Origin of the sequence: Leptospira chreensis (assembly GCF_016919165.1) — a bacterium.
Taxonomy (GTDB): Bacteria; Spirochaetota; Leptospiria; order Leptospirales; family Leptospiraceae; genus Leptospira_A; species Leptospira_A chreensis.
Genome location: NZ_JAFFPS010000010.1, coordinates 120,179 through 143,430 on the forward strand (window position 1 = coordinate 120,179; position 23,252 = coordinate 143,430).

The window sequence follows — 23,252 nt, forward strand, 5'->3', positions numbered from 1 at the left end:
TTTCCAATGTTTTGTCTAGGATCACTTAGAAAAGTGATTTTTACTTCAGAGCAGAGCTCAAATCAGGATAAATTGTAAATAGCTGCTGCATTCCAATGATATCGAATACTTTCTCTACCGCCGGTTGAAGACCGCAGATAGAAATGCTTATTTTTTGCTCTTGGCAAAGGCGTAGTGTTGTGACGAGCAACCGAAGTCCTGCAGAAGAGATAAAGGGAACATCACTCAAATTGAAAATGACTGGTTTTCCTGCCGCTCCGACAAGGGCCATCAAATCTTTTTCTATTTTATGTGTATTGTGAACATCCAAATTGCCTTGGACATGTACAACCAACTTGTCTCCAATTGCTTCCGAATGGATTCCAATTTTGTCTTCGTTCATACGATCGTTTTCTCCAAATAGGTTATGTTTTGTTTCCCGTTGAAGTCATAGGACACTTTGTCCATCAGAGTCTCCATAAGATAAACGCCAAATCCGCCCTTCCGTTCCCCTTTTACATTGGCTTCTACGGAAGGTTTAGGAACTTTTTTTCTGTCAAAGGGTTTCCCCTCATCGATTAGAACTACCTTAAGGTTGTCCCCGAGTAGTTCTAATCTACATTCGAAACTAGGATGGGTTAGTTCCGTATCTTTGTAACTATGCATGACTATATTGGTCGCTGCTTCATCCAAAGATATAAGAATATCGTCGAAGGCAAAGGGTTTTGTGATTTTGCCTTCTAAATGTTCCGAAATAAAATCGCGAAGTTTTGGAATTTCGTCTGGCACTGCCGGGAAAATCCTAGAGATTTCAAAACTAGTCACTTCCGCAAATTTAAGGATCATTACAGTAAAGTCATCGTATTGTTCTTCGGAACGAGAAAACTTTCGAATGTCATCATAGACCTCTTCCACAATTTTTTGTGAGGATTCGTTCCTTCTTTCAATGATAAATTCGACAAACCGGTCGAGGCCATACTCCTCTTCGTCGGGATTTTTTTCCTCAATGGCTCCGTCTGTATAAAAGACCAAAATATCCCCCGGTTCAATCTGGATCTCCCCACCTTGATAGTTCGTGTGCGGAACTACACCGAGGGGCGCCCCCTTCCCCTTCAGAAGTTCAAAACTCCCATCTTTACGAATCCAAATTTGGTCATTATGTCCGGCAGAGGCAAACTTTAAGGTTCGAGTTCGTCTTTGGTAGTTTACAAGAAACAAAGTCACAAACATCCCTGACTGGGAGTCCTCGTAGATGAGTTGGTTGGCTCGAAATAAAAGTTCGGATGGGGAAAGGTCTGTGGTCCTTGAAAGTGTGCGAATGATGGAACTAGACATCGCCATAAAAATAGCAGCAGGTAGACTTTTTCCAGAAACATCAGCCACTAAAAAAGAAAACTGATCATCTCCAAAGGAATGAAAATCGTAAAAATCACCTGACACTTCTTTGGCGGCGACTGACATCACCCCTAAGTCAAACAGGGGAGATTGAATGAGTGAGTTGGGTAAAATATTGTTTTGGATTTTTCTTGTAATCTCGATTTCTTTTTCAATCGATTTCTTTGTAATGATCTCTTGGTTCAGACGGAGATTTTCATAAGCCTTTGCGAGTGGCGAAGACAGGGTCTTTAACATACGAAGGTCTGTTTCATTGAAGGAATGGGCCGATTGTTTTCCACTCACATAAAGTGCGGCTCGTAAATTTCCACCCCGAGGAGCAATAGGAAGGATGAGGAAATTTTTCTTTAAGGTATAAAACTCTAATTCTAAAAAAGATTCTTCTAACTGCGAAGAAACCACGGCCATCCGAGGATTTCCCGATTCCATAAGGCTGAGGAAAAGCCGACTCTCTGGCATGGGGAAAAACGACTCACGAACAATTCCCATTTGTCTTGCATAAACTTGGATGCGGTTTTTATTTTTTTCCTCGATGATGACCATACCCGCATCTTCACATGACAACTCTTTGGTGAGGATACTCAAAGTTTTGGACATAAGCCCAAGTTCATCGTGAGATTCGAGAACCGCTTGCCCCAAATCAAAGATAGATTCCAAAGTACTTAGTTTTTGTTTGAGTTCTAAGTTGGTATCGTTTAGGTTTTCGAGAAGCCTTGTTTTTTGGATGGCGACCGCACAAGCACTGGAAAAAGATAAAAAAGTATCAATATCATCTTGGCTAAAATTATTTCGATCAATGGTGTTGATGGCTTCGATCACACCAATGACTTCATCACCTACCGTTAAGGGACTAGCGAGAATATTGCGAGTGATGAAATTAGAAGCTTTGTCCACGTCCCGAAAGACTCGGTTGTCATTTTGGGCATCGTTGATGATCATGGGTTGCTTGGTGACAGCAACAGTTCCGGCAATCCCTTGGCCCACGGGAACCTTGATTTTAGCCACTTCTTCACGTTTTTCACCCGTCACCGTATGAAAGATTAAATACTCTTTTTTATCATCTAACAAAAGCAAGGAACTAGCTTCGGTACGAAATACGGATTTTGCCGATTCCATCACCATCTCAAGAACATGTTCTAAATCTACACTCGTATTGATCAGAACTGCCACCCGAATGATTTCTTCTAAAAAATATTGAAGGCGATTGTTATTGTTATGAATATTGGCGTTGTCAATGAGTAGTAGAATGGAAGTGGTAAGAGAATTAAAAAACTGTGGTTCTGCTTCTGAAAGAACAGTATCTTTAAATAAAGCATTCAGGTTGGCACTAAAGTAATTGATTAAATCCAAATCCTGTTCGGAAAAATTTTGGAAATGTTTGATACCCTCTAAAACAAGAACTCCGAGAGCCAAATCTCCCATTTCATCACCCACATAACAGGCAATATAAGATTCACCCACCGGGCCGTCTGTATCCTTTAGATGGGTTCCTTTTTTAACGAGTATACTTTTGCGAGTTTTAAAAACATGTTTGGCGATGGAACCCGCACTGGATTTGTCGCTGATCAGTCCGAAACGACTTAAGTTTCCTCGTTCGTTTCGAAAGTAGAAAGCTGCCGATTTTGCAGAAACAAGCCGTTTTGCTTGACCCAAGATAAAATGGTACAAGTCATCCAATTCGTAAGAAGAAGAGAGATAGAATCCACCTTCTTCGTTTTTTCGGATGATCGGCGGAAGAGAATTGGGTTTCAATGGTTTAATCTTTGTTAAATTTTAGTGATTCTTCTCTTAGTTTACGGTTTGCATCTTCCAGTGACTTAATTTTGTCGAAAGCAGACATGAGTTCATCCCGGCTAAGGTTTGATACCATGGAGCTTGCTTGGACAGTTTCTTTGGCTTCGCGAAGTTCCACTCGGGAGTAATCGATGATTTGTTCGTACATACGAATGATCTCGTCCGCGTTTGCTAATTCTTGTTCGTTGAGTCGAAGAACCTTTTCATAGCCTTTGATGATATCCGATTGGATTTTCAGTTTTTTAGTCAGTTCTTCTACCGTATCTTGTCCCATAAAATTTCTGGTTCCTTAGCCATTTTGGGATTCTGTTGACAGACAAACGCGGTCACCCACCTTGGATTAGCACAAGGGGACGTAGCTCAGTTGGGAGAGCGTTTGAATGGCATTCAAAAGGTCGGGGGTTCGATTCCCCTCGTCTCCAAAATCCCTCCCGAGATTTCAGCGTTCCAACCCTTCCCTGTCAAATTCTTTTTCATTTGGATAGGAGATCACTTGATCAATCAGTGACCTTTTCCAATCTATTCCATAATAGATTATGGCTGTTAGAAAAATCCTCAAGATTGGCAATCCCTTACTCCGTCAAACGAGCGAAGACGTAACTGAATCCGAAATCCAAACCAAGGATTTCAAAAAACTGATTCGAGATATGTTTGAAACCATGCGTCATGCCGATGGTGTGGGCCTTGCTGCCCCACAAATTGGTGTGTTAAAAAAATTAGTCGTTGTTGGTCAGGACGACGACAATGGAAGGTATCCGGGAACTCCTGAAGTTCCGAACCAAATCATCCTGAATCCAGAAATCACCCCCCTTTCTGGACCTGGAGATGGATTTTGGGAAGGTTGTCTTTCGGTTCCCGGCATGCGTGGTTACGTCGAAAGACCCGATAAAATCAAAATGAAATGGCGGGATGAAAATTTTGAAGAACATGAAGAGATCATAGAAGGGTATCGCGCCATTGTACTACAACACGAGTGTGATCACCTATTCGGAGTTCTTTATGTAGACCGACTCAAAAGTACAAAGTTATTCGGTTATAACGAAGACATCGATACTGCCGGCAAGTTGTTAGATTAAATAGATTTTTCTCCTAAAGGAGCCATATGGGATCATCCATAGTTGAGTATTTTCTTTCGAAGAGTTTATTCGTAAACCTTCTTACCTTTCTCATTCTTCTTGTGGGTGGATTCACAGCCGCCACAATGAATCGTGAAGCCTTTCCCAATATCAATTTTGATATTGTGAGTATTACTTCCGTCTATCCAGGGGCAGCACCAGCCGATGTGGAAAAGTTGGTAACCAAACCTTTGGAAGATGCAATCAAAGAAGTGGATGGGATCAAAGAGTTTCGTTCTGCGTCCTTGGAAAACCGTTCGGGAATCATCGTCACCATCGATCCGAACACAAAAAACACTCAAAAAGTAGTCGATGATCTAAAATCGGCCATTGATCGGATTCAAGATTTACCGGCAGAAGTAGAAGATCCCATAGTCACGGAAATCACAACAGCAAGACAACCCGTAATCGAAATTCATTTAACTTCTGTCACCAAAGACAACAAACCTCTGTTAAATGCGAAAGAACTCCGCGACCAAGCTAAAATCCTAGAAGAAAAATTGAAAGACTTGCCGACTGTGGCAAGGATCACAAAACGCGGATGGCGAGAACGGGAAATGAAGGTGGATTTAGATCCTGATAAATTAAGAGCCCTATCCCTTTCCTCCACCCAGGTCATCAATGCACTGCGACTCCGAAATATCAATTTCCCTGGGGGAAATATCAATGAAAAAACCAGAGAAATCATTGTTCGCACCGTAGGAGAATTTGATTCCGCAGAAGAAATCGCCAATGTTTTTGTTCGATCCAATGACGCCGGACGTTCTGTACGGATTCGAGATGTAGCCCACGTTACCGAAGGATTTGAAGACTCCGATTATTTGGACAAATCCAATGGGGATATTGCCATTGCGTTAACAGTCATAAAACGGGAAAAGGCTGATGCCATCACTGTTGTGGATGATTCCAAACTAGTGGTAGAAGAATTTATTAAATCTACTGGTGGGACTGTCAAACACGCTTTCGTAAATGACCTATCCAAATACATTCGGCGACGCCTGGGAGTTTTGACTTCCAATGCAGTCTCTGGACTTTTTCTCGTAACCGCTTCCCTATTTGTTTTTCTTGGTTGGCGAATGGCTCTCATGACTGCCCTTGGGATTCCGATCTCCATTGCCATGACCTTTGTTGCGATGAACTATATGGGACTCACCTTGAATTTAATTTCCATGATGGGTCTTATCATTGTGGTCGGGATTCTCGTAGATGATGCCATCATCATTTGTGAAAATGTCTACCGCCATTTGGAAATGGGAGAAGAACCTTTTGAAGCGGCGATGCGAGGGACAAGTGAAGTTTTAGCTCCAGTTTCAGCCACTGTCACGACTACCATTGCTGCCTTTGGACCCATGCTCTTTATGACTGGAATTTTTGGAAAGTTCATCCACTCCATTCCTCTCGTGGTCATCCTATCTTTATGTAGTTCCCTATTTGAAGCCTTCTTTATGTTACCTTCTCACTTATATGATGTGAGTAAAGCCACTGATATGAAAGGCGAAGTCAAAGAAGAATCGCATTGGTTTATCAGATTCAAAGAAAACACCTATCTACCTTTCCTTAGTTTTGCTTTGAAGAATCGATGGAAGATGGTGGGTCTTCTTATGGGTCTTTTTGTTTTTTCCCTCGCCATCCAAGTGAAGTTCGGAAAGTTCAAACTATTTCCCGGTGCCATTGAAACCTTCCAAGTGCGAGTCACAGCGGAAACTGGCCTTAAGTTAGAAGAAACCGATCGTTTCATTCGAGCCATTGAAGATGCTGTCGGTAAACTACCAAAAGGAGAAGTGGAAAACTATATCTCCCGTGTGGGAATCATCCAAAAGGATCCAAACGACCCCTTTACCAAACGGGGAAAAAATTACGCCCAAGTGATGGTCTATCTCACTCCTGATGACAACAGAGAAAGATCTACAGAAAAAATCATCGAAGTGGTGCGCGAAAACACCAAATTCATGTTAAATGAAAAAGCCCTCCTTCTTTTGGAAGAAAAACTGGCCAAAGAAAACCTTGGTCAAGAGAAAGAAGTAGCTCATTCTATCTCCGACACTCCGAAAGAATTCCTTCCTTTAAAAGGAAAACTGGTCAATCTTGAATTTGAAAAATTGGCTGGTGGGCCTCCTGTGGGAAAACCAGTTGCGATTGAAATCAAAGGGGATGATTTTGCCACCTTACTCAAAATTGGCGGTGAATTCAAAGCAGCCCTTGCCAAAATCAATGGAGTCACGGATATTGGAGACGACTTCAATGAAGGAAAAGATGAAATTCGAGTTTCCGTGGATGAAACCCTTGCTTCTTTTGCCGGAGTCAGTGTCCAATCCGTTTCTCTTGCGATCAACACTGCACTTCAAGGAACCGTTTCTACAAAAATCAAAAGGGCTGACGAAGAAGTGGACGTGCGAGTTCGTTTTCCAGAAGAATACAGGTCTTCCCTCGCCCACTTAAACAAAGTGTATGTAAACAACCTTACAGGAAACCTAATTCCCGTTTCCAGACTGACAAGTTATGACAGAAATCCGGGACGGGCTTCCATCAACCACTTGGATGGGAAACGGTTATTAACAATCACATCTAACATTGATGAAACGGTTTCAACCTCAAGACAAGTGAATATCGAAGCCAAAAAACTCACAGAAGGAATCATCGCCAAATACCCTGGTTATTCGGTTCGGTTCTCTGGAGAAAATAAAGATACAGAAGAGTCTATGGCCTCTCTTGGACGAGCCTTCCTTGTGGGCCTTCTTATCATTTATATGATCCTTGCTTCCCTATTCCGCTCTTTAGCACAACCTCTGATTGTGATGAGTGCCATTCCCTTTGCCGTCATTGGAGTGATCTTTGCCTTTTTACTCCATGGCCAACCCTTTTCCTTCCTTGCCTTTCTTGGGATCATCGGACTTGCGGGAGTGGTCGTAAACGACTCCATTGTCCTTGTGGACTGCGCCAACCAACTTCGAATTGAAGATCCAAGTAAATCTACTTTTGATCTTCTCGTGGAAGCAGGAAGCATTCGCCTAAGGGCCGTAATCTTAACCACGGTGACAACGGTTCTTGGACTCCTTCCCACAGCTTACGGCATAGGTGGAAAGGATCCATTTCTTGTGCCGATGGCCTTAGCATTCGGTTGGGGATTGGCATTTGCCACTTTCATCACTCTCATCATGGTTCCGGTATTTTATCTCAATCTCTACCTATTCAAAGATTGGATGGTTGGGAAATACCAAACAAGAAAAAAGAGATTTGTTTAAAAACTAGGATTCATTCCCAACAGCCGTATCGAAAAAGTGCGGTTGTTGGAGAATTGATTTAAGTAAGATAGTGGAAGATTTTAAGGTTGGTAGGAAGTAGAACGAAATTCAATAAAACCGGACGACGTCAGCAGAACCTGATGAAGTCGATTTAATCCTTTTTATCATTTAAAACTTCAGTGAGAGTCACAAACTTATATCCTTTTTCCTTCATCCGTTCGATGTAAGTAGGAAGGATATAAATCAATTTATCAAATTTTCTAGGCCCACCCAAATGCATCAGGATGATGGCACCGTTCATTCCGTTCGCATCTGCCTTCTCCCAATTTTCTAAAAAAGTCAAAGTTTCTTCCCCTGTTTTGTAATGAGGATTGCGAACCACTTCCTTTTTCCCTTTGGATGTTTTTTTGTATAAGAATTGTTTGCTAATATAATCCGGTAGATCGAGGGACCCTTTCGAATTATTCGACCACATAATATGATCCGTATATCCGAGACTTGCATGGGCATCTAAAATCAATTGGCTAAGGGCACCGTAAGGTAGGCGGTAGTATTTCTTTAATTCTTGTTTGGTGAGAGAATGGAATGTATCTTCCACTCGTTTTAATTCTTCCGCCATCCGTGGCAGGTCAAGAACCGACTTAGAAAGATAATCAAGAACCAATCGTTTTTTTAAGGATGTTTCTGTTACGGATCTTTGGTAGTTAAAATGCGACCAGGTATGATTTCCAAATTCTACCGATCCTGTTTTTGCCATTTTTTTGATATAATCTAAATTTTGACGAAGAAAGAAAGAACCATTGATATCAGAAGGTCTTTCATTGGATAGAAAGAGGGTCACTTTGATTTTATGTTCTTTGATATAATTGTACAATACAGGAAGTTCTTCTCCCGTAGCCAAATCAAAAGTAAGAGCAATTTCTTTTTGGGTTTCATTGCCCCGAAGGACATTACGACCCTTAGTATTTTGGCTCACTTCTTTTAGGAACTGAACATTCTCTTCGACTTGTTTGGCAAGTTCCGCATCGGGTTCAGCATCACCTTCCAGTGCCTTCTCATCCCGAAGTTGTTCTTGGTACATCAGTGAGAAAAGAGATTGTTCCAGTTCACGAAGGTTCTTTTCTTTTTCTTTGACCTCGGTCTCGAGTTTGGTAACACTCAGACTGAGATAGAGCAAATACCCACAAAGAACAAGAACAGTAATCCCGACAAAAGAGAGGGCAGAAACCAGAGCGAACTTACGAAGTTTTTTAGCAAATAACCTGTCCTTCTCGATGTCCTGGGAAAGTTCATGAACAATATCCTGAATTTCCTTTTCTTCATTTGTCGGATCGAGAGACATTTGGGTATGGGTTTCCTTACTTTCGATTATCGGATTTGGCGGGACCGTTCTAAAACGGTCTACCATTGCCTTTAAGTCTTTATCTTTAAAAATTTTCCCTTCTTTCCTTGGCGGATCAGGTATTCTTTTCCTGGCTCCAAAGATAGGCTTGCATCAGTGATTTTTTCTTCATCCAAATACAAACCACCCGCCTGGATGAGCCGACGACCCTCCGAGACACTCGGAATGAATTTCAATTGGGACAATACATAGACAAGAAGCGGTGGTTTTTCTGCAAAATAAGAAGGATCCAAATTCTCGATAGGAATCTCGTCCGGAAGGGCCCTATTTTTAGTATTGTGGATGGCAGTCCACTCCTCCACAGCCTTTCGGTTTTCCTCTACCGGATGGAGTTGGTCCATAATGAGGAGAGCGAGTTCCGTTTTGACTTCTTTGGGATGGAGTGATTTACCCGCGATTCCCGCCTTTCGTTTTTCCACTTCCGTTAGGGGAAGGTCAGTCAAAAGTTCAAAATAATTCCACATGAGATCATCGGAGATCGACATGATTTTTCCGTACATATCAATGGGTTTTTCTATGATGCCAACATAGTTGCCAAGAGACTTGGACATTTTTTTAACACCGTCGAGACCCACAAGGAGAGGTAAGGTCACAACAGATTGTGGTTTTTGTCCATATTCTCTTTGTAAGTCGCGACCGACTAACATATTAAACTTCTGATCCGTTCCACCCAATTCCACATCCGCTTTCATGGCAACGGAATCATAACCTTGTACGAGTGGATATAAAAACTCAATCATAGAGATAGGAGTTCCAGCTTTATGGCGTTTGGTGAAGTCGTCTCTTTCCAACATACGAGAGACTGTGTATTTGGATGTTAAAACCAAAACATCTTCGAATTTCATTTCCGAACACCAATGCGAGTTGTAGAGAATTTTTGTTTTGTTGGGATCTAAAATTTTAAAAACTTGGGTTTGATAAGTTTTGGAATTTTCCAATACCTCTTCTTTCGAAAGGCGTTTCCTTGTTTCGGACTTTCCCGTGGGGTCACCGATCATCGCAGTAAAATCACCGAGCATAAAACAAACTTCATGTCCCAAATCTTGAAAGTGTTTGAGTTTTCTGAGTAAAACAAAATGCCCTAAATGTAAATCGGGAGCTGTGGGATCAAAACCTGCTTTGATCGTAAGGGAAGGTTTGGATTTTATCTTTTCTAAAAGCTCTGCTTCACTGATGATCTCGACAGTTCCGCGGCGGATGGTATCTAATTCTTGGTTCAATTCTCTTTCAGTTTTCATAACAAATGCAAAAATTTTCGATGGTCAAATGGTGACTTTTGACAACACTAACCTTAGAATCTCTATAGGCAACCACCAAAGTACGTAAATATCCTTATGAATCATTTAGATGAAAGAAAACAAACACTAAAACAATTAGAAGCAACGGACTACGATGTCTTAGTACTTGGCGGTGGGGCCTCCGGATCCGGCACCGCTCTGGATGCGGCCTTACGTGGGTACAAAGTGGCCCTTCTGGAAAAACAGGATTTTTCTTCGGGAACTAGTTCCCGTTCTACCAAACTCATCCATGGGGGGGTTCGTTACCTGGCCCAGTTCCATTTCAAATTGATTTACGAAGCCTTGTCCGAAAGAAAACGCCTTTTACAAAATGCACCCCATCTGGTGAAACCTCTCCAGTTTGTTTTACCAACCTATGTTTGGTGGGAAAAACCATTTTTTTCCATTGGCCTCACTATGTATGATCTCCTTGCCGGAAAATCCATAGTCCCAGGTCACGAAAGAATTTCGAAAGATACGGCTCTTGACTATTTTGCCTCTCTCAAAAAGAAAAATCTAAAAGGTGGGATTGCCTACTACGACGCACAGTTCAACGATGCTCGTTTGAATGTGACCGCTGTCCGGGCTGCCAAAGAAAATGGAGCCGATGTATTGTCTCGAATGGAAGTGATTTCCTTTTTAAAAGATTCAAAAGGGAAAATCATTGGAGTCACAGCCAAAGACCTCATCACAAAAAAGAAAATCAACATCAAAGCCAAAGTAGTCGCCAATACCACAGGAGTTTGGATTGACTCTCTTCGCAAACTAGATGATCCCAAGGCAGAACCAGTCCTTGCTCCCAGCCAAGGAATCCATCTTGTGTTCGACAAAGAAAAGTTACCTTGTCGCACTGCGATGATCATTCCGAAAACTCCCGATGGACGAGTGGTTTTTGTCATCCCTTGGGAAGGAAAAGTCCTTCTCGGAACCACAGACACAGCCATCCAAAAAATTGATGAAGAGCCGCTCCCTCTGGCTTCGGAAGTGGAGTTTTTACTAAAAACCGGAAACGAATATTTGGACACCAAACTCACCAAAAACGATATTGAATCTGTCTTTTCCGGACTTCGTCCTCTCATCTCCACAGGTGGTAAAAAAGATACCAAGTCCATTTCTCGTGAAGAGGCCATTCTTGTTTCTGACTCTGGTCTAGTGACCATGTCCGGTGGAAAATGGTCTACCTTTCGTAAAATGGCAGAAGACTTAACCGACAAACTCATCTCAGTGGGAAAGCTTTCCTCCAAAATGAAATGTGTCACCGCTAGTTTTGCTTTCCCTGGTGCCGATGGGTATTCCAAACATTTGGTGGCCAAAATCCAAACCATGTATGATCTCTCTTATGAAACTGCCGTTCGTTTGGTGGATGCCTATGGCGGAGAAGTATCCTTCATTTTGGGTAAAAAACCAAAGGAACTAAAAAAAGGTTCTGGTTACTTTTTAGAAGAGATCAAACATTTTGTGAAAAAGGAATTTGCCCTTTCTGTGAGTGATGTCTTATCTCGACGACTTCGGGTTGTCTTTTTGGATTTGAAGCTGGCTGAATCTTTAGCAGTTCCAGTGGCCAATGCCCTAGCCAAAGAACTTGGTTGGAAGGAAACAGAGAAAAAGGCTTCTTTAAATGAATTACTTGGTCATATCAAGGATTTAAAGAAAACCATCGCATAATAAGAGCAGAAGCCGGTTTCGATTGGATAGATCAGTATTTATCTAAATCTACTTCGGTTTGGGAAGTTCGTAATGATAAAAAGTTCTTCCCGATTCCTTTTCTTTTAAAACCAGTAAGTAATGAGTTTTTGGTTGGAACACTTCCGAAAACCTGGTACCTAGTTTGGTTTTGAAATTTTCGTAATCTTCATCCCCCACTTCGGCCCGTTTGAATACCCAAGAAATATTTCGTTCAATCCCACCTTGGTCATAATAACTCAAATTGAGTTCGAGTCCATCTTCTGAGGATTGTAAGATCGTATAGGTTCCCACAATGGATGGCAAAAATCCCATAGGATCTCCCTCTCCATACATTTCTGAAAAACTAAAGGTTTGGTCGGATTTAAAAAACACAGGAAGGATGGTTCCTTGGTCTGAAAAGGAAATGGTTCCCTTTTCGTTGGCCAAAACCAATTGCCTAAATCCAGAAAAATGCCTTTCTGCCTTTCCGAATTGTTCAATGGTACGTTTGATTTTATCAAAGGAAACCCAAGGGTAAGAAAGAAATTTTTCCTCTTTTAGTTCTCCAAAGGAAACTTCGGAAATACAAACTCTTCCCGTGGAACCAGAACCAAAGGTTTCTAAAATTTCTAACCGGATGACATTGCCTTGGAACTTAGAGTCCAAATCCAAAATCTGAAATCCTGATTTTCCAAACTTGGGTTTGTTTAATTCCAAATCAATAGTCGCATTCATTTTTAATTTGGATTTTAAATCATCGGTTTCCATATCGAATGTTGTGATCCGAAGCTTTTTCACAGCATCATTGGATTTTAAATCTAAGGCAGATCTATGATGACCGTTAAATATTTGTAAGGCGGAGAATTGCGAATAGGATTTTAAGTATAAAGTAAATCCAGATCCTACTTCTTTGGAATTCGCACAAAATGCAGTGGTGGTTTTGGCATCCAAAGCCAGTTCCGGACTGAACCGCCAAGGTTCTTCCGGGCTCACTTGGCCCACACTTTGGGTTCGTAAGTAGTCTAGTTGTTTTTCAGATCCCTTACATTGGAAACTGAAGGCTACTGCGAGAATCAGAAGGCAAAAATATCTAGGGAGCTTTGAGTGAGAAAAAGACAGGTAGGTGAAATGGAATTGGTTCAGACCCATGGAATTCCCAAACCATGAATCTGAACGAAAGGACGATCAAGCGAAAAACAATTTCTCTTAATCGATATAGTCTTTGAGTTTTTTGGACCGGCTTGGGTGTCGAAGTCTTCGAAGGGCCTTGGCCTCAATCTGACGAATCCGCTCCCGAGTCACCTTAAACTGATAACCTACCTCTTCCAATGTCTGTGCATACCCGTCATCCAAACCAAATCGCATCCGAATGACCTTTTGCTCCCGAGCCGGGAGTGTTTGTAAGACCTGACGGATTTGTTCGGAAAGGATGGAAGACGCTGCTGAGTTCAAAGGAGAGATCACTTCCTTATCCTCGATAAAATCTCCGAGTTCCGAATCTTCTTCTGAACCCACAGGAATTTCGAGGGAAATTGGCTCCCGGGCAACGTTTTTCACAGCCTTTACTTTCTGAACTGGCCAGCCGAGTCGTTCGGCAATTTCATCATTGGAAGGATCACGGCCAAATTCTTGAACAAAGAGTCTCGTTTCCCGAATCACCTTGTTCACTTGTTCGATCATGTGAACCGGTACACGAATGGTTCTGGCTTGGTCAGAGATCGCACGAGTGATGGCTTGTCTAATCCACCAAGTCGCATAAGTAGAAAATTTATAACCTTTTTTGTATTCGAACTTATCTACCGCTCGGATAAGACCAATGTTTCCTTCTTGGATTAGGTCAAAGAAATGCATTCCACGGTTTGCGTATCGTTTCGCAATGGAGACCACCAAACGAAGGTTTGCTCGCACAAGTTCTCGTTTCGCTTGGGCAATTTCTCTTTCGCCTTTGATGATTTTTTCACCCCAGTCTTTGATTTCGCCAACAGGAGATCCGGCTTCCTGTTCCATACGACGGAGTTTTCTTTCGTTGTTACGAATGTCTTTGATGACTTCACGAACTTCATCAATATCGCAACCCATCATCTTTTCGATTTCATCTAAGTTTTCATTTTTTTCAATGAAACGATTGAGGGCTTTGATTTCGCGAACATCATGTCCGTATTTGGCTTTGATTTTAAGAAAATGTTTTTCAATTTCCTTAACTCGGAATACCATCGATTTGATCTTTTGAGAGATCTTTTGGATTTCTTTTTGAGAAACACCAATTTTACGAATGGCTTCGTCAATTTTACCAGTGGATAAATCAATTTTTTCTTTGAGTTCTTTGAACTTCTTAGAGTTCTCAGAATATTTACGAATTCGGTTTGTGGATTCGTTCAGAACTTTTTCATCTTGTTGGATGAGTTCCATGTTTTCAAAGAATACTTTTTCCAATTTGTCCGCTTGCTCTTGGTTGAGGGCGTACATTTTGTCCACTTTTACTAAGTCATAAACTTTGATTTTTTTGGACTTAATCTTTGGAATGAGTTTTGCAAAGTTTTGGCGTAGTATCGAAGAACTAAGGATGGTTTCTTCAATGATCTTTTCACCCTTCTCAATCCGTTTTGCGAGAAACACTTCTGTTTCTCCAGAGATCAGAGATACTTTACCAATTTCTTTTAAATATAGGCGGATTGGATCTTCGGAACTAGAAGAAACACTGGACTCTCTTTTTTTACGTGCAGGTTTCTCTTTTGTTTCTTTGTTCGTTTCTTCTTTAGTCGTAGTGAGGGAACTCGATTCTTCCAAAGATTTTTTGGAATACTCTTCTACAATTTCAATCCCCATCTCATGTAACAAAGTAAAGACATCATCGATCTTTTCGGAATTTAAGATTTTATCCGGAAGTATTTCATTGATTTCATCATAAGAAACCTCTCGATTTGCTTTACCGATCGAGATGATCTTTTGTACTTCTGGTAGGCTTGCTAGATTTTCCATTCTACCTCTATCCTCTTTAGACTTCTTGCGTTTGGATCGTTCGGAGATACACGGATCTCTTATTTTTTTCACTTTTTAAGAGTGAAAGTTCTGACAAAAGATTGTTCTTTTCTTCAATCGTTAAGTCAGGTTTGGCCATCTCTTTGACAAGTTCTTCCATCCTTGCGTCATCCAACAAATCCGCATGGTAAAGAAACATCCCTTTAAACGTTCCTGGGCTTGTCGAATCATCGGCCGTAAAATGTTCGGCAATCATTCCCAGGTATTCCGAAGGAATCTCTTCCCTCGAAAGAATCTCTGCAGCTGTTAGGTTCTCATTCTGCAAATACTTAGTATATAAATAGTCCCAAAGAAAAGCGGATACTTCATCCCGAAACTCTAATGTCAGCAAATCATCCGCGAAACTAAAAAGTTCCAAATTCTGAATGAGCATGGCGATCATCTTTCGTTCGCAAACCAAAACAGGTAAAACTTTTCCCGGTTTGGTCTGTGTTCTTTCCTTCTTAGTATCGACCACGGAGGGGGTCGAAGTTACACCTGGTTTGCCACGAAAGTCCTGAAAAAGTGAAGAAAAGGAAAGTCCGAGTTGGCGTGCCCCCTCTTCTAAATAGACTTGTTTGTCCGTTTCTTTTTCCATCGGGCGTAAGAATTCGAAGAGTTTTTTGACACTGGCTTGTTTTTCTTCTGCTAGTGACGAGGGGCCAGCCCCTCCCAGAATTTCTCGGATCATAAATTGCGAGGCCGGTGCTGCCGCTTCGAGTAAATCCCGAATTTCTTGTTTGTTGTGGTGGAGGGAATAGTCAAAAGGATCTTTTCCTTCCGGAATATGACAAACCTTTACACTCACCCCTTCTTTCGAAAGGAGATTCACCGCACGGAAAGCACCTTTGGTTCCGGCTTTATCGGAATCCATCATTAAGTACACTTTGTCCGCCATATTCTTGAGAATACGAACATGCCCTTCCGTGAAACCAGTTCCGAGTGGGGCGACCACAAATTCGATCCCTTTACGAAAGAGTCCGATGGCATCAAATACCCCTTCGACGATCACAGCTTCTCTTGTTTTACGGACGCTGTCCTGGGCTAAATTCAAATTATAAAATGTCCGGCTTTTGTCGTAGATCAGAGAGTTCGGACTATTGATGTATTTGGCTTCTTCGGATTCACCGAGAATCCTTCCAGAAAAAGCAATCACTCGTCCCTTAGTATCAATCACCGGAAACATAATGCGACTGCGAAAGAAATCATAAGGATCTCTATTTTGGTCTTGGCGTTTGAGTAGCCCTAACTGCTCACCTAACTTTACTTCGGCTTCTGTTTTAAATAAATCTTGGCGCAAATTCCCAAATCCAGGCAGGCCAAATCCAATTTTAAAAACTTTCAAATCTTCGGAATACATCCCGCGAGATTCTAAATATTTTAAAGCCACTTCACCGGCACTGGTATTTAAATTTCTTTGAAAGTATTCTAAGGCTTTTTGGGAGATTTGATAGAGAGCTTCTTTTTTACGATCGGACTCTTCTTCTTCTTTGGTTCTTTCGACTAGAGGAATCCCAGAATAATCAGAAAGGATTTCTAAAGATTTTAGAAAGTCTACCTTTTGGTAATCCATCACAAAACGGAATAAATCACCAGAGGCTTTACATCCGAAACAGTGGTAGAATCCACCTTCTGAGTTTACATTGAAAGAGGGAGTTTTTTCATTATGGAAGGGACAAATGCCCACTAGATTTCTCCCCATACGACGTAAGGGAACAAATCGGTTGATATAAGAATCAATGGATACTTCTCTGCGAACTCTTTCTTTAAAACTTTGGTAAGGATTCACAGTATTTTGGTATTAACGGGCGCTAAGTGCTTGTTTTGCGAGGGAGGATACCTTGGAGCCGTCTATATTTTGTCCTTTAAATTTTGCCATAACTTTACCCATCACCTTTCCCATATCCTGGGCTCCGCTAGCATTCAATTCTCCGATGGCTTCAGTAACCGCTCGAGAGATTTCTTCATCGGAGACTTCTTCTGGAATATAACGTGAGATGACTTCGGCTTCCTGAATTTCTTTGCTTGATAGATCAGGACGTTTGGCTTTGTCATATTCGACTGCCGTGTCCTTTCTGCGTTTGAAATTAGATTTGAGGATCTGCATCACAGCAGTATCCGTCAGCTCGGAAGCGCCGGTTTTGGTTAATTCATATTGAATTTCCGCTTTCAAAAGACGTAAAGTACCCAGGACGGTTTCATCCTTGGCCTTTAACGCCGTCTTTAGATCGGTATTGATCGTCTCTTGAAGGGTCATTCGAAACCGACTTGAAGATTAAAGTTTATCTTTTTTAGCGAATAGTCTTTTCTTTTTGTCTCGTTTGCGTTTCGCAGCTTCAACAGCTTTCTTTTTCACAACGCTTGGTTTCTCAAAGTATTCTCTACGTTTGATTTCGCTCATGATACCAGCGTTCGCACAATCTCTTTTGAACCTTCGAAGCGCAGCCTCGATTGATTCCCCTTCTTTTAAATAAATCCCTACTTGTGGGGTCATAGACAAACAACTGTCCTTTTGTAAAAATGGTCTAGTTTTGACGGTATCGGAAACCGCCCTCATTTGTCAATTCAGCCGAAAACCAAATCAGAAATTTTCGATGAAAATGGAAGAAAAGCGGGAATCATCGGCTAGGATTTCCCGATCGATGGGGAAAATCTTCAGTTTGTAATCCAAAATCAAATGTTTGGACGGAAAGTAAAGCGATCCGAACCTGTGGTTGGCCCCATCCAAACTTTCCCCAGGGCAAAATAGGAAATAAGAGCGGGGGTTCAATTGGAAATTGAATTCGTTTTCCCTCGTTTCTTTGTGCAAAGTCGCTGTGACTTCTCGGAGGATTTCTTGGCTTTTGACTACACCGAGGGGTTTGAAAAAGGGAGTTAGGTCTTGGAGATGGAAAAAGGCAATGACTCCCGACTTTACCTCTCCGGAAAAGGAACGTTCCATTTTCTTTCGGATAGGATCAGTGATGGTCTGGAAATCCAGAAGGTTCTTTTCTCGTAACGAAATTCCCGTCGCACAAAATGTCAAAACTTGGTTGGATAAATCTTCCCAATTTCGTTCCGAAAGTTCTGGTTCCACTTCTTGAACCACAAGAACAAAAACAGGGACTTCCCCTTCCGGAAGCCGCATGATATTGATTTTTAATTCCCTTCCTCTTTCAGAGAAAGTTCCAAGAGTTCTTGGATCCATAAATTCCAAACTACGGACAAGGTCCGTGATTTGTTCGGCGACAAGGCCACGTAACCATTCTTCTCTTTCGGTCCTGCCAAATTCATAAACAATTTCGCCGGCCAGATACACCCATCCTAAATGGGCACCGACACTAGCAAATCCAAGTCCGAGACGCCTAGAATGGTAATCGGTCATTTGCATGGAGGGAGATGTGCTTACATGAGTTGGATCTATCATCGGATTTCTAATTTTAGTATCGGTAGAGGACCTGGCAATCAAAAGGAGAAAGGATTGCTCCTGGTGTTATCTCCCCAAAATGGAGTAAAAACAACTCGGGGAACCTGTGAACGCAACACCGAAACAAAAAAAACTCATCTCTCTCTCGCAATTCATCCTAGAAGAGCAACTCAAAATCCCTCACGCCTCCGGAGAATTCACTGCCCTTCTCAGCCACCTCGTTTATGCGGCCAAAATCGTGGGTCGTGAGGTACGCAAAGCAGGACTTCTCGACGATATCCTAGGTGCCACAGAAGACACCAATGTCCAAGGCGAAACCCAAATGAAATTGGACCAATATGCGGACAATGCCTTCAACCAGTCCCTAAAAATTTGCGGCCATCTCTGTGTCCTCGCCAGTGAAGAACACGAAGACATCATCCCCATTCCCGGCGGTTACAATATTGGAAAGTACACCATGGCGATCGATCCACTCGACGGATCTTCCAATATCGATACTAACGTTTCTATCGGAACGATATTTTCCATCCACCAAAGACTAGAACCCAATTCGAAAGAACCAGGGACGGAGAAAGACCTCCTCCAACAAGGCCATTTGCAACGCTGTGCCGGTTACATTATCTACGGATCCTCCACCATGCTTGTGCTTTCGACAGGAAAGGGAGTTTCTGGATTTACCTTAGATCCAAGTGTGGGTGAGTTTTTACTGTCTCATCCCAATATGAAAATGCCTGAGTCAGGGGATATTTATTCTGCCAATGAAGGAAACGCTTCGTATTGGTCTCCCGAAGTCCAAGACTACCTCCAAAAAATAAAATCCATCGAGGGCGGAAAAAAACCAAAAACAGCTCGTTACATTGGTTCACTCGTTGCGGATTTCCATAGGAACTTACTCAAAGGCGGCATCTTCCTTTATCCGAATGATACCAAATCCTCGAAGTACCCGAACGGAAAACTCCGTTTGTTGTATGAAGCGGCTCCGATGGCCTATATCGCAGAACAAGCGGGAGGAATGGCTGTGACAGTGAAAGGAGAACGGATCTTGGATCTAAATCCGAAAGACCTTCATGAAAGAACAACGCTCATTATTGGAAGTAAAAAGGAAGTAGAAGAATTCCTTACATTCATTCCGAAGATATAATTTTCCAAACAAATACAGAAATTTCTTTCAAAGGAAATCATTATTGGGTAGTTTTGGCAGAATTAAAAGATTTTAGGAGAAAACTTTCAATGAATAAAAAACTACTCGTTTTAATTCTTGGTGTAACTATGGCTTCCGGACTTGCTTTCTGCAAAAAAGAAGAGCCAGTTGTTGAAGAAAAAATCGAAACTGTAGAAGATGCAGCTAAAAAAGTAACTACAGAAGTAGAGAAAAAAGTAGATGCAGCAGTTAAAACTGCAGAAGCAGAAGCTAAAAAAGCAGCAACAGGCGCGATCAAAGACGCAACTAAAGACATTAAAAAACCAGCAGGTTTCTAATCATCTTTTTCTGTAAAAGAGAAAACCAACCGAGTTTCGGTTGGTTTTTGTTTTTCTACCCACTTCCTATTGTAATCCCACCCACCGTTTTCTTTTTCGATGTTGCATAATTTAACTTCGATTCAACTAGGAATCACTGTATTTGATTTTTTCGTGTAGTTCTTCTTCCAAAGCACATTTGGGATAAGTTCCCACATCCAAAGAAATTCCAATATGGCCAAAAGGATCTTGGGGAGAGATAATCCTTAAGTCCCAACCATTTACAATCCAAGGGCATTGGTAATTTTTATCACGGCAAAGAATCTGTGCTGATTTTGGTTTGGGATAAGCCCAGGCAGAAGTTTGAAACTTACATTTGTTTTCAATTTCTGCTATGGTACGAATGCGTTTGATGGCCTGATCAAATTCTTTGAACCTACTCGTCATTGGATCGGCAAGGTCTTTCCGGAAGAGTCCCTTCTCTACATTGTAAGTAAACATCACAAGTAACTTCTCCGAAACATGTTCTTTATCCGTGGTTGTCTTTAAGTTTTCCATGATGTAACGTGCAATTTTTAAAGCATCAAGTGTTACTTCTGCTGTATCATCTGCATACTCACCTGCTTCTTCTTCATCATCGCTGGCATCATCTTCCATTCCACTACCAGTCAACAAATCTTGATTCAGTCGGTGTTTTCGTAAGTCTTCCGCATTGACTGTGGCCGGAACCACACCCGGAATTTCAAATCCATTCGAACCGTGGTTGCTTATGGCACTAATGACTTCTTCCGGAAGATTCAATTTTCGTGCAATTTCAAGAGAAAGTCCAACGGCAGAAGTTAAGGAAGATCCAAAAAAACTTTGTTTGTAAAAACCTTCTTTGGAAACTGAGATATCGGCACAAAGACCGGCAAGAAAACTAAAACGGTTCACCATCTTAAATCCGTATTGTTTTTGGATGACCGAACCCAAACTTAAAAGTCCAAAGTCTGCTAAATGGTTGAAGAATTCTTTATGGCTGAGTAAAATTCGAAAAAAAGACAAAGCCAGTGATTTAGAATAAAATGCGTTTTGGATGATTCCTTTGAGGCTTGCCATTCTTTCTGCATTTTGTTCATAGAGGTGAAAGATAAATTCATTGGATCTGTCTTCGATTCGACTGAGGATGGCTTTCGAAAGAACCATTCGAAGCATTCGCATCAAATCCTTCGACATGGCTAATTTAAAAGAAGGAATGTAGTTTCCATCCATCCCTTCCAATTTCTTTAAAATGTTTTCCTTAATGGCAACTTTTTCTTTGATAAGGATATTACCGTTCTTACCAACAACGGGTTCACTGAGAGATACAGAGCCTAACAAATCATAATCAACAGCAAAATTTCTAAATTCATTGAATTCTAAGAATTCGATACCAGCATTCGTAATTTTCATAAGTATCCTAAGGAAAGTGTCTCATACAAGACCCTCTGAGAGCAAGATTTTTGCTTTCATTCTGCGTCTAAATAGTGTAGTTTTTTACTGGTTTTGGAGGTTCTAGTTGGTTTCTTCTGTCCCAAAAGACTCACAATCTGTGAGCGAGTTGAAAGAGTTCTACAGACAAATGGTACTTATACGAAAGTTTGAGGAAGCCGCAGCCAAAGCCTATAGCGTAGGGAAGATTGGTGGGTTTTTACATTTGTACATCGGTCAAGAAGCTGTGGGTGTTGGTTCCATCGCATCCCTCACTCCTAAAGACTATATTGTTTCTACTTATAGAGACCATGGCCATGCATTGGCTAGGGGCCTTAATCCCAAACCTCTGATGGCAGAGTTATTTGGTAAAGGAACGGGTATCTCAAAAGGTAACGGCGGTTCGATGCACTTCTTTGATCGCAACGCACACTTTATGGGAGGGCACGGAATTGTAGGAGGACATATCTCTCTTGCCGCCGGAATTGCCTTTGCTTCTAAATTTAAAAAAGAAGATTCTGTTACCATTTGTTTTTTTGGAGAAGGTGCTGCCAATATCGGTTCCTTCCATGAAGGACTCAACTTAGCTGCCATTTGGAAACTTCCCGTAGTTTTTATTTGCGAGAACAACCATTATGCGATGGGAACACCAGAATACCGAGCTCTTGCCGTAAAAGATGTTTCTGTTAGGGCTTATGCTTATGATATCGCTCGTGACCATATCGAAGGGGATGAAGTGAGAAAGGTCAGAGACCATGTGCAAGTTGCCGTAGAACGAGCCAGACGCGGCGAAGGACCTACTCTTATCGAAGTTTCTACTTACCGTTTCCGTGGCCATTCTATGTCTGACCCCGCAAAATACAGGACCAAGGAAGAATTGGAAGCTTATAAGAAGAAAGACCCTCTGATGCGTGCAAGACACGAACTAGAATTAGGTGGGATTAAGAAAGAAGAATTAGATAAACTGGATTTGGAAATCCAAACCCAAATTGATGAGGCCTACGAATATGCAGAGAGCTCGCCCGAACCTCCCCTCTCTCAATTACACAAGTATGTGTATGCGGAGGATAAATAGATGGCCATTCTTACGTATAGAGAAGCACTCAACCGAGCCATGGTGGAAGAAATGGAAAAAGATCCACTCATCTATTTAATGGGGGAAGAAGTGGGCCACTACCAAGGTGCTTATAAAGTTTCCCAAGGAATGTTGGATAAGTTCGGAGAGGAACGTGTGATCGACACCCCGATTTCAGAAAATGGATTTGCGGGCATTGGAGTGGGTTCTGCGATGGTGGGCCTACGCCCCATCATCGAATTTATGACTTGGAACTTTTCCCTTGTTGCTATTGACCAAATCATCAACTCTGCAGCCAAAATCAATTATATGAGCGGCGGTCAATTCCCTATGCCGATTGTCTTTCGGGGTGCAGGAGGTGTGGGAGGAAGGCTCGGTGCCCAACACTCACAAGCCTTTGAATCTTGGTATGCGCATTGTCCGGGACTCAAAGTGGTTTGTCCTGCCACACCGAAGGATGCTTATGGCCTACTCAAATCATCCATTCGGGACAATAACCCCACGATCTTTATCGAATCGGAAGTGTTATACGGTTCCAAGGGTGAAGTCCCGGAACAGGAATATACGATTCCTTTGGGGCTTGGGGAAATCAAACGCAAAGGTACAGACATCACTCTTGTCACTTGGTCAAGAGCCTTGGTCTTTGCAGAGGAAGCAGCTGCTATCTTAGAAAAAGAAGGAATCTCTGTGGAAATTGTTGATCTTCGCAGTTTACGCCCGTTAGATGAAAATATCATTTATGAATCGGTCAAAAAAACAAACCGTGCGGTGGTTGTGGAAGAAGGTTGGCCTGTGGCAGGATTTGGCGCACAAATTGCTTACCTCATCCAAAAAAATGCCTTTGCTTACTTGGACCACCCGGTCGAACGAGTGACACAAGTGGATGTTCCTATGTCTTACGCTGCGAACTTAGAACGAATGAGTTTGCCCAATGCAACAAGAGTTGCCGATACCATCCGCGAGATGTTACAGTAGGA

At 41.8% G+C, this 23,252-nt stretch carries 19 protein-coding genes and 1 tRNA gene; 8 read left to right on the plus strand and 12 right to left on the minus strand.

Features of this window, described 5'->3' with window-relative positions; all coding sequences use genetic code 11:
• Positions 1–40 precede the first annotated feature (40 nt).
• From JWG41_RS03585 to JWG41_RS03595, 3 genes are read right to left on the minus strand one after another with little or no spacing between them, the layout of a single operon-like run.
• On the minus strand, positions 41–382 hold the full coding sequence (locus tag JWG41_RS03585; protein WP_135580448.1) for an STAS domain-containing protein: 342 nt from the start codon (positions 380–382) through the stop codon (positions 41–43).
• Positions 379–3,126 (minus strand): SpoIIE family protein phosphatase, encoded by a 2,748-nt coding sequence (locus tag JWG41_RS03590; protein ID WP_205268579.1) that lies wholly within the window; start codon positions 3,124–3,126, stop codon positions 379–381. Before JWG41_RS03590 ends, JWG41_RS03585 begins: the two co-directional genes overlap by 4 nt.
• Before the next feature lie 4 nt (positions 3,127–3,130).
• Positions 3,131–3,442, minus strand: coding sequence for a hypothetical protein (locus JWG41_RS03595; RefSeq protein ID WP_015682429.1), 312 nt, complete (start codon positions 3,440–3,442; stop codon positions 3,131–3,133).
• 75 nt (positions 3,443–3,517) lie between these two features.
• Between JWG41_RS03595 and JWG41_RS03600 the strand changes: the two genes are divergently transcribed.
• The 3 genes from JWG41_RS03600 (at position 3,518) to JWG41_RS03610 (ending at position 7,525) form a co-directional block, all read left to right on the plus strand.
• Positions 3,518–3,590: transfer RNA gene (locus JWG41_RS03600), tRNA-Ala, on the plus strand.
• Positions 3,591–3,704: 114 nt separating this feature from the next.
• The gene (gene def / locus JWG41_RS03605; RefSeq protein ID WP_205268580.1) at positions 3,705–4,244 is read left to right on the plus strand and encodes a peptide deformylase; all 540 of its coding nucleotides are present in this window, start codon (positions 3,705–3,707) and stop codon (positions 4,242–4,244) included.
• Between the two features lie 26 nt (positions 4,245–4,270).
• Positions 4,271–7,525 carry an efflux RND transporter permease subunit gene (locus JWG41_RS03610; RefSeq protein ID WP_205268581.1) on the plus strand — a complete coding sequence of 1,085 codons (3,255 nt, stop codon included), beginning with the start codon at positions 4,271–4,273 and terminating at the stop codon, positions 7,523–7,525.
• A gap of 151 nt (positions 7,526–7,676) precedes the next feature.
• Here JWG41_RS03610 and JWG41_RS03615 read toward each other — a convergent pair whose 3' ends face one another.
• The gene (locus tag JWG41_RS03615; RefSeq protein ID WP_205268582.1) at positions 7,677–8,867 is read right to left on the minus strand and encodes a polysaccharide deacetylase family protein; all 1,191 of its coding nucleotides are present in this window, start codon (positions 8,865–8,867) and stop codon (positions 7,677–7,679) included.
• Between the two features lie 71 nt (positions 8,868–8,938).
• On the minus strand, positions 8,939–10,165 hold the full coding sequence (gene tyrS / locus JWG41_RS03620) for a tyrosine--tRNA ligase (RefSeq protein ID WP_205268583.1): 1,227 nt from the start codon (positions 10,163–10,165) through the stop codon (positions 8,939–8,941).
• A gap of 96 nt (positions 10,166–10,261) precedes the next feature.
• On the opposite strand from tyrS, the gene JWG41_RS03625 reads away from it, so the two are divergent.
• Positions 10,262–11,869, plus strand: coding sequence for a glycerol-3-phosphate dehydrogenase/oxidase (locus JWG41_RS03625; RefSeq protein WP_205268584.1), 1,608 nt, complete (start codon positions 10,262–10,264; stop codon positions 11,867–11,869).
• A gap of 48 nt (positions 11,870–11,917) precedes the next feature.
• Here JWG41_RS03625 and JWG41_RS03630 read toward each other — a convergent pair whose 3' ends face one another.
• The 6 genes from JWG41_RS03630 to JWG41_RS03655 all read right to left on the minus strand — a co-directional run bounded on the left by JWG41_RS03630 (position 11,918) and on the right by JWG41_RS03655 (position 18,293).
• Positions 11,918–13,018 (minus strand): NADase-type glycan-binding domain-containing protein, encoded by a 1,101-nt coding sequence (locus JWG41_RS03630; RefSeq protein ID WP_205268585.1) that lies wholly within the window; start codon positions 13,016–13,018, stop codon positions 11,918–11,920.
• 57 nt (positions 13,019–13,075) lie between these two features.
• Positions 13,076–14,848, minus strand: coding sequence for an RNA polymerase sigma factor RpoD (gene rpoD / locus JWG41_RS03635; RefSeq protein WP_002973883.1), 1,773 nt, complete (start codon positions 14,846–14,848; stop codon positions 13,076–13,078).
• Positions 14,849–14,864: 16 nt separating this feature from the next.
• A complete protein-coding gene (dnaG, locus tag JWG41_RS03640) occupies positions 14,865–16,676 on the minus strand; it encodes a DNA primase (RefSeq protein ID WP_205268586.1) in 1,812 nt (603 codons plus the stop codon).
• Between the two features lie 12 nt (positions 16,677–16,688).
• Positions 16,689–17,144, minus strand: coding sequence for a GatB/YqeY domain-containing protein (locus JWG41_RS03645; RefSeq protein WP_205268587.1), 456 nt, complete (start codon positions 17,142–17,144; stop codon positions 16,689–16,691).
• A gap of 18 nt (positions 17,145–17,162) precedes the next feature.
• Positions 17,163–17,381, minus strand: coding sequence for a 30S ribosomal protein S21 (gene rpsU, locus JWG41_RS03650; RefSeq protein ID WP_002973784.1), 219 nt, complete (start codon positions 17,379–17,381; stop codon positions 17,163–17,165).
• 87 nt (positions 17,382–17,468) lie between these two features.
• Complete coding sequence (locus JWG41_RS03655; protein ID WP_232373654.1) at positions 17,469–18,293, minus strand: hypothetical protein; 825 nt, start codon at positions 18,291–18,293, stop codon at positions 17,469–17,471.
• A 106-nt stretch (positions 18,294–18,399) separates the two neighbouring features.
• Here JWG41_RS03655 and fbp point away from each other — a divergent pair, with 106 nt between their 5' ends.
• Entirely contained in the window at positions 18,400–19,434 is a 1,035-nt protein-coding gene (gene fbp, locus JWG41_RS03660; RefSeq protein ID WP_205268588.1) for a class 1 fructose-bisphosphatase, read from the plus strand.
• 53 nt (positions 19,435–19,487) lie between these two features.
• A complete protein-coding gene (locus JWG41_RS03665; protein ID WP_232373655.1) occupies positions 19,488–19,772 on the plus strand; it encodes a hypothetical protein in 285 nt (94 codons plus the stop codon).
• Between the two features lie 126 nt (positions 19,773–19,898).
• Here JWG41_RS03665 and JWG41_RS03670 read toward each other — a convergent pair whose 3' ends face one another.
• Entirely contained in the window at positions 19,899–21,182 is a 1,284-nt protein-coding gene (locus JWG41_RS03670) for a hypothetical protein (RefSeq protein WP_205268589.1), read from the minus strand.
• Positions 21,183–21,288: 106 nt separating this feature from the next.
• On the opposite strand from JWG41_RS03670, the gene pdhA reads away from it, so the two are divergent.
• Both pdhA and JWG41_RS03680 read left to right on the plus strand, forming a co-directional pair.
• Positions 21,289–22,275 carry a pyruvate dehydrogenase (acetyl-transferring) E1 component subunit alpha gene (gene pdhA / locus JWG41_RS03675; RefSeq protein WP_205268590.1) on the plus strand — a complete coding sequence of 329 codons (987 nt, stop codon included), beginning with the start codon at positions 21,289–21,291 and terminating at the stop codon, positions 22,273–22,275.
• The gene (locus JWG41_RS03680) at positions 22,276–23,250 is read left to right on the plus strand and encodes a pyruvate dehydrogenase complex E1 component subunit beta (RefSeq protein ID WP_205268591.1); all 975 of its coding nucleotides are present in this window, start codon (positions 22,276–22,278) and stop codon (positions 23,248–23,250) included.
• Positions 23,251–23,252: the final 2 nt, after the last annotated feature.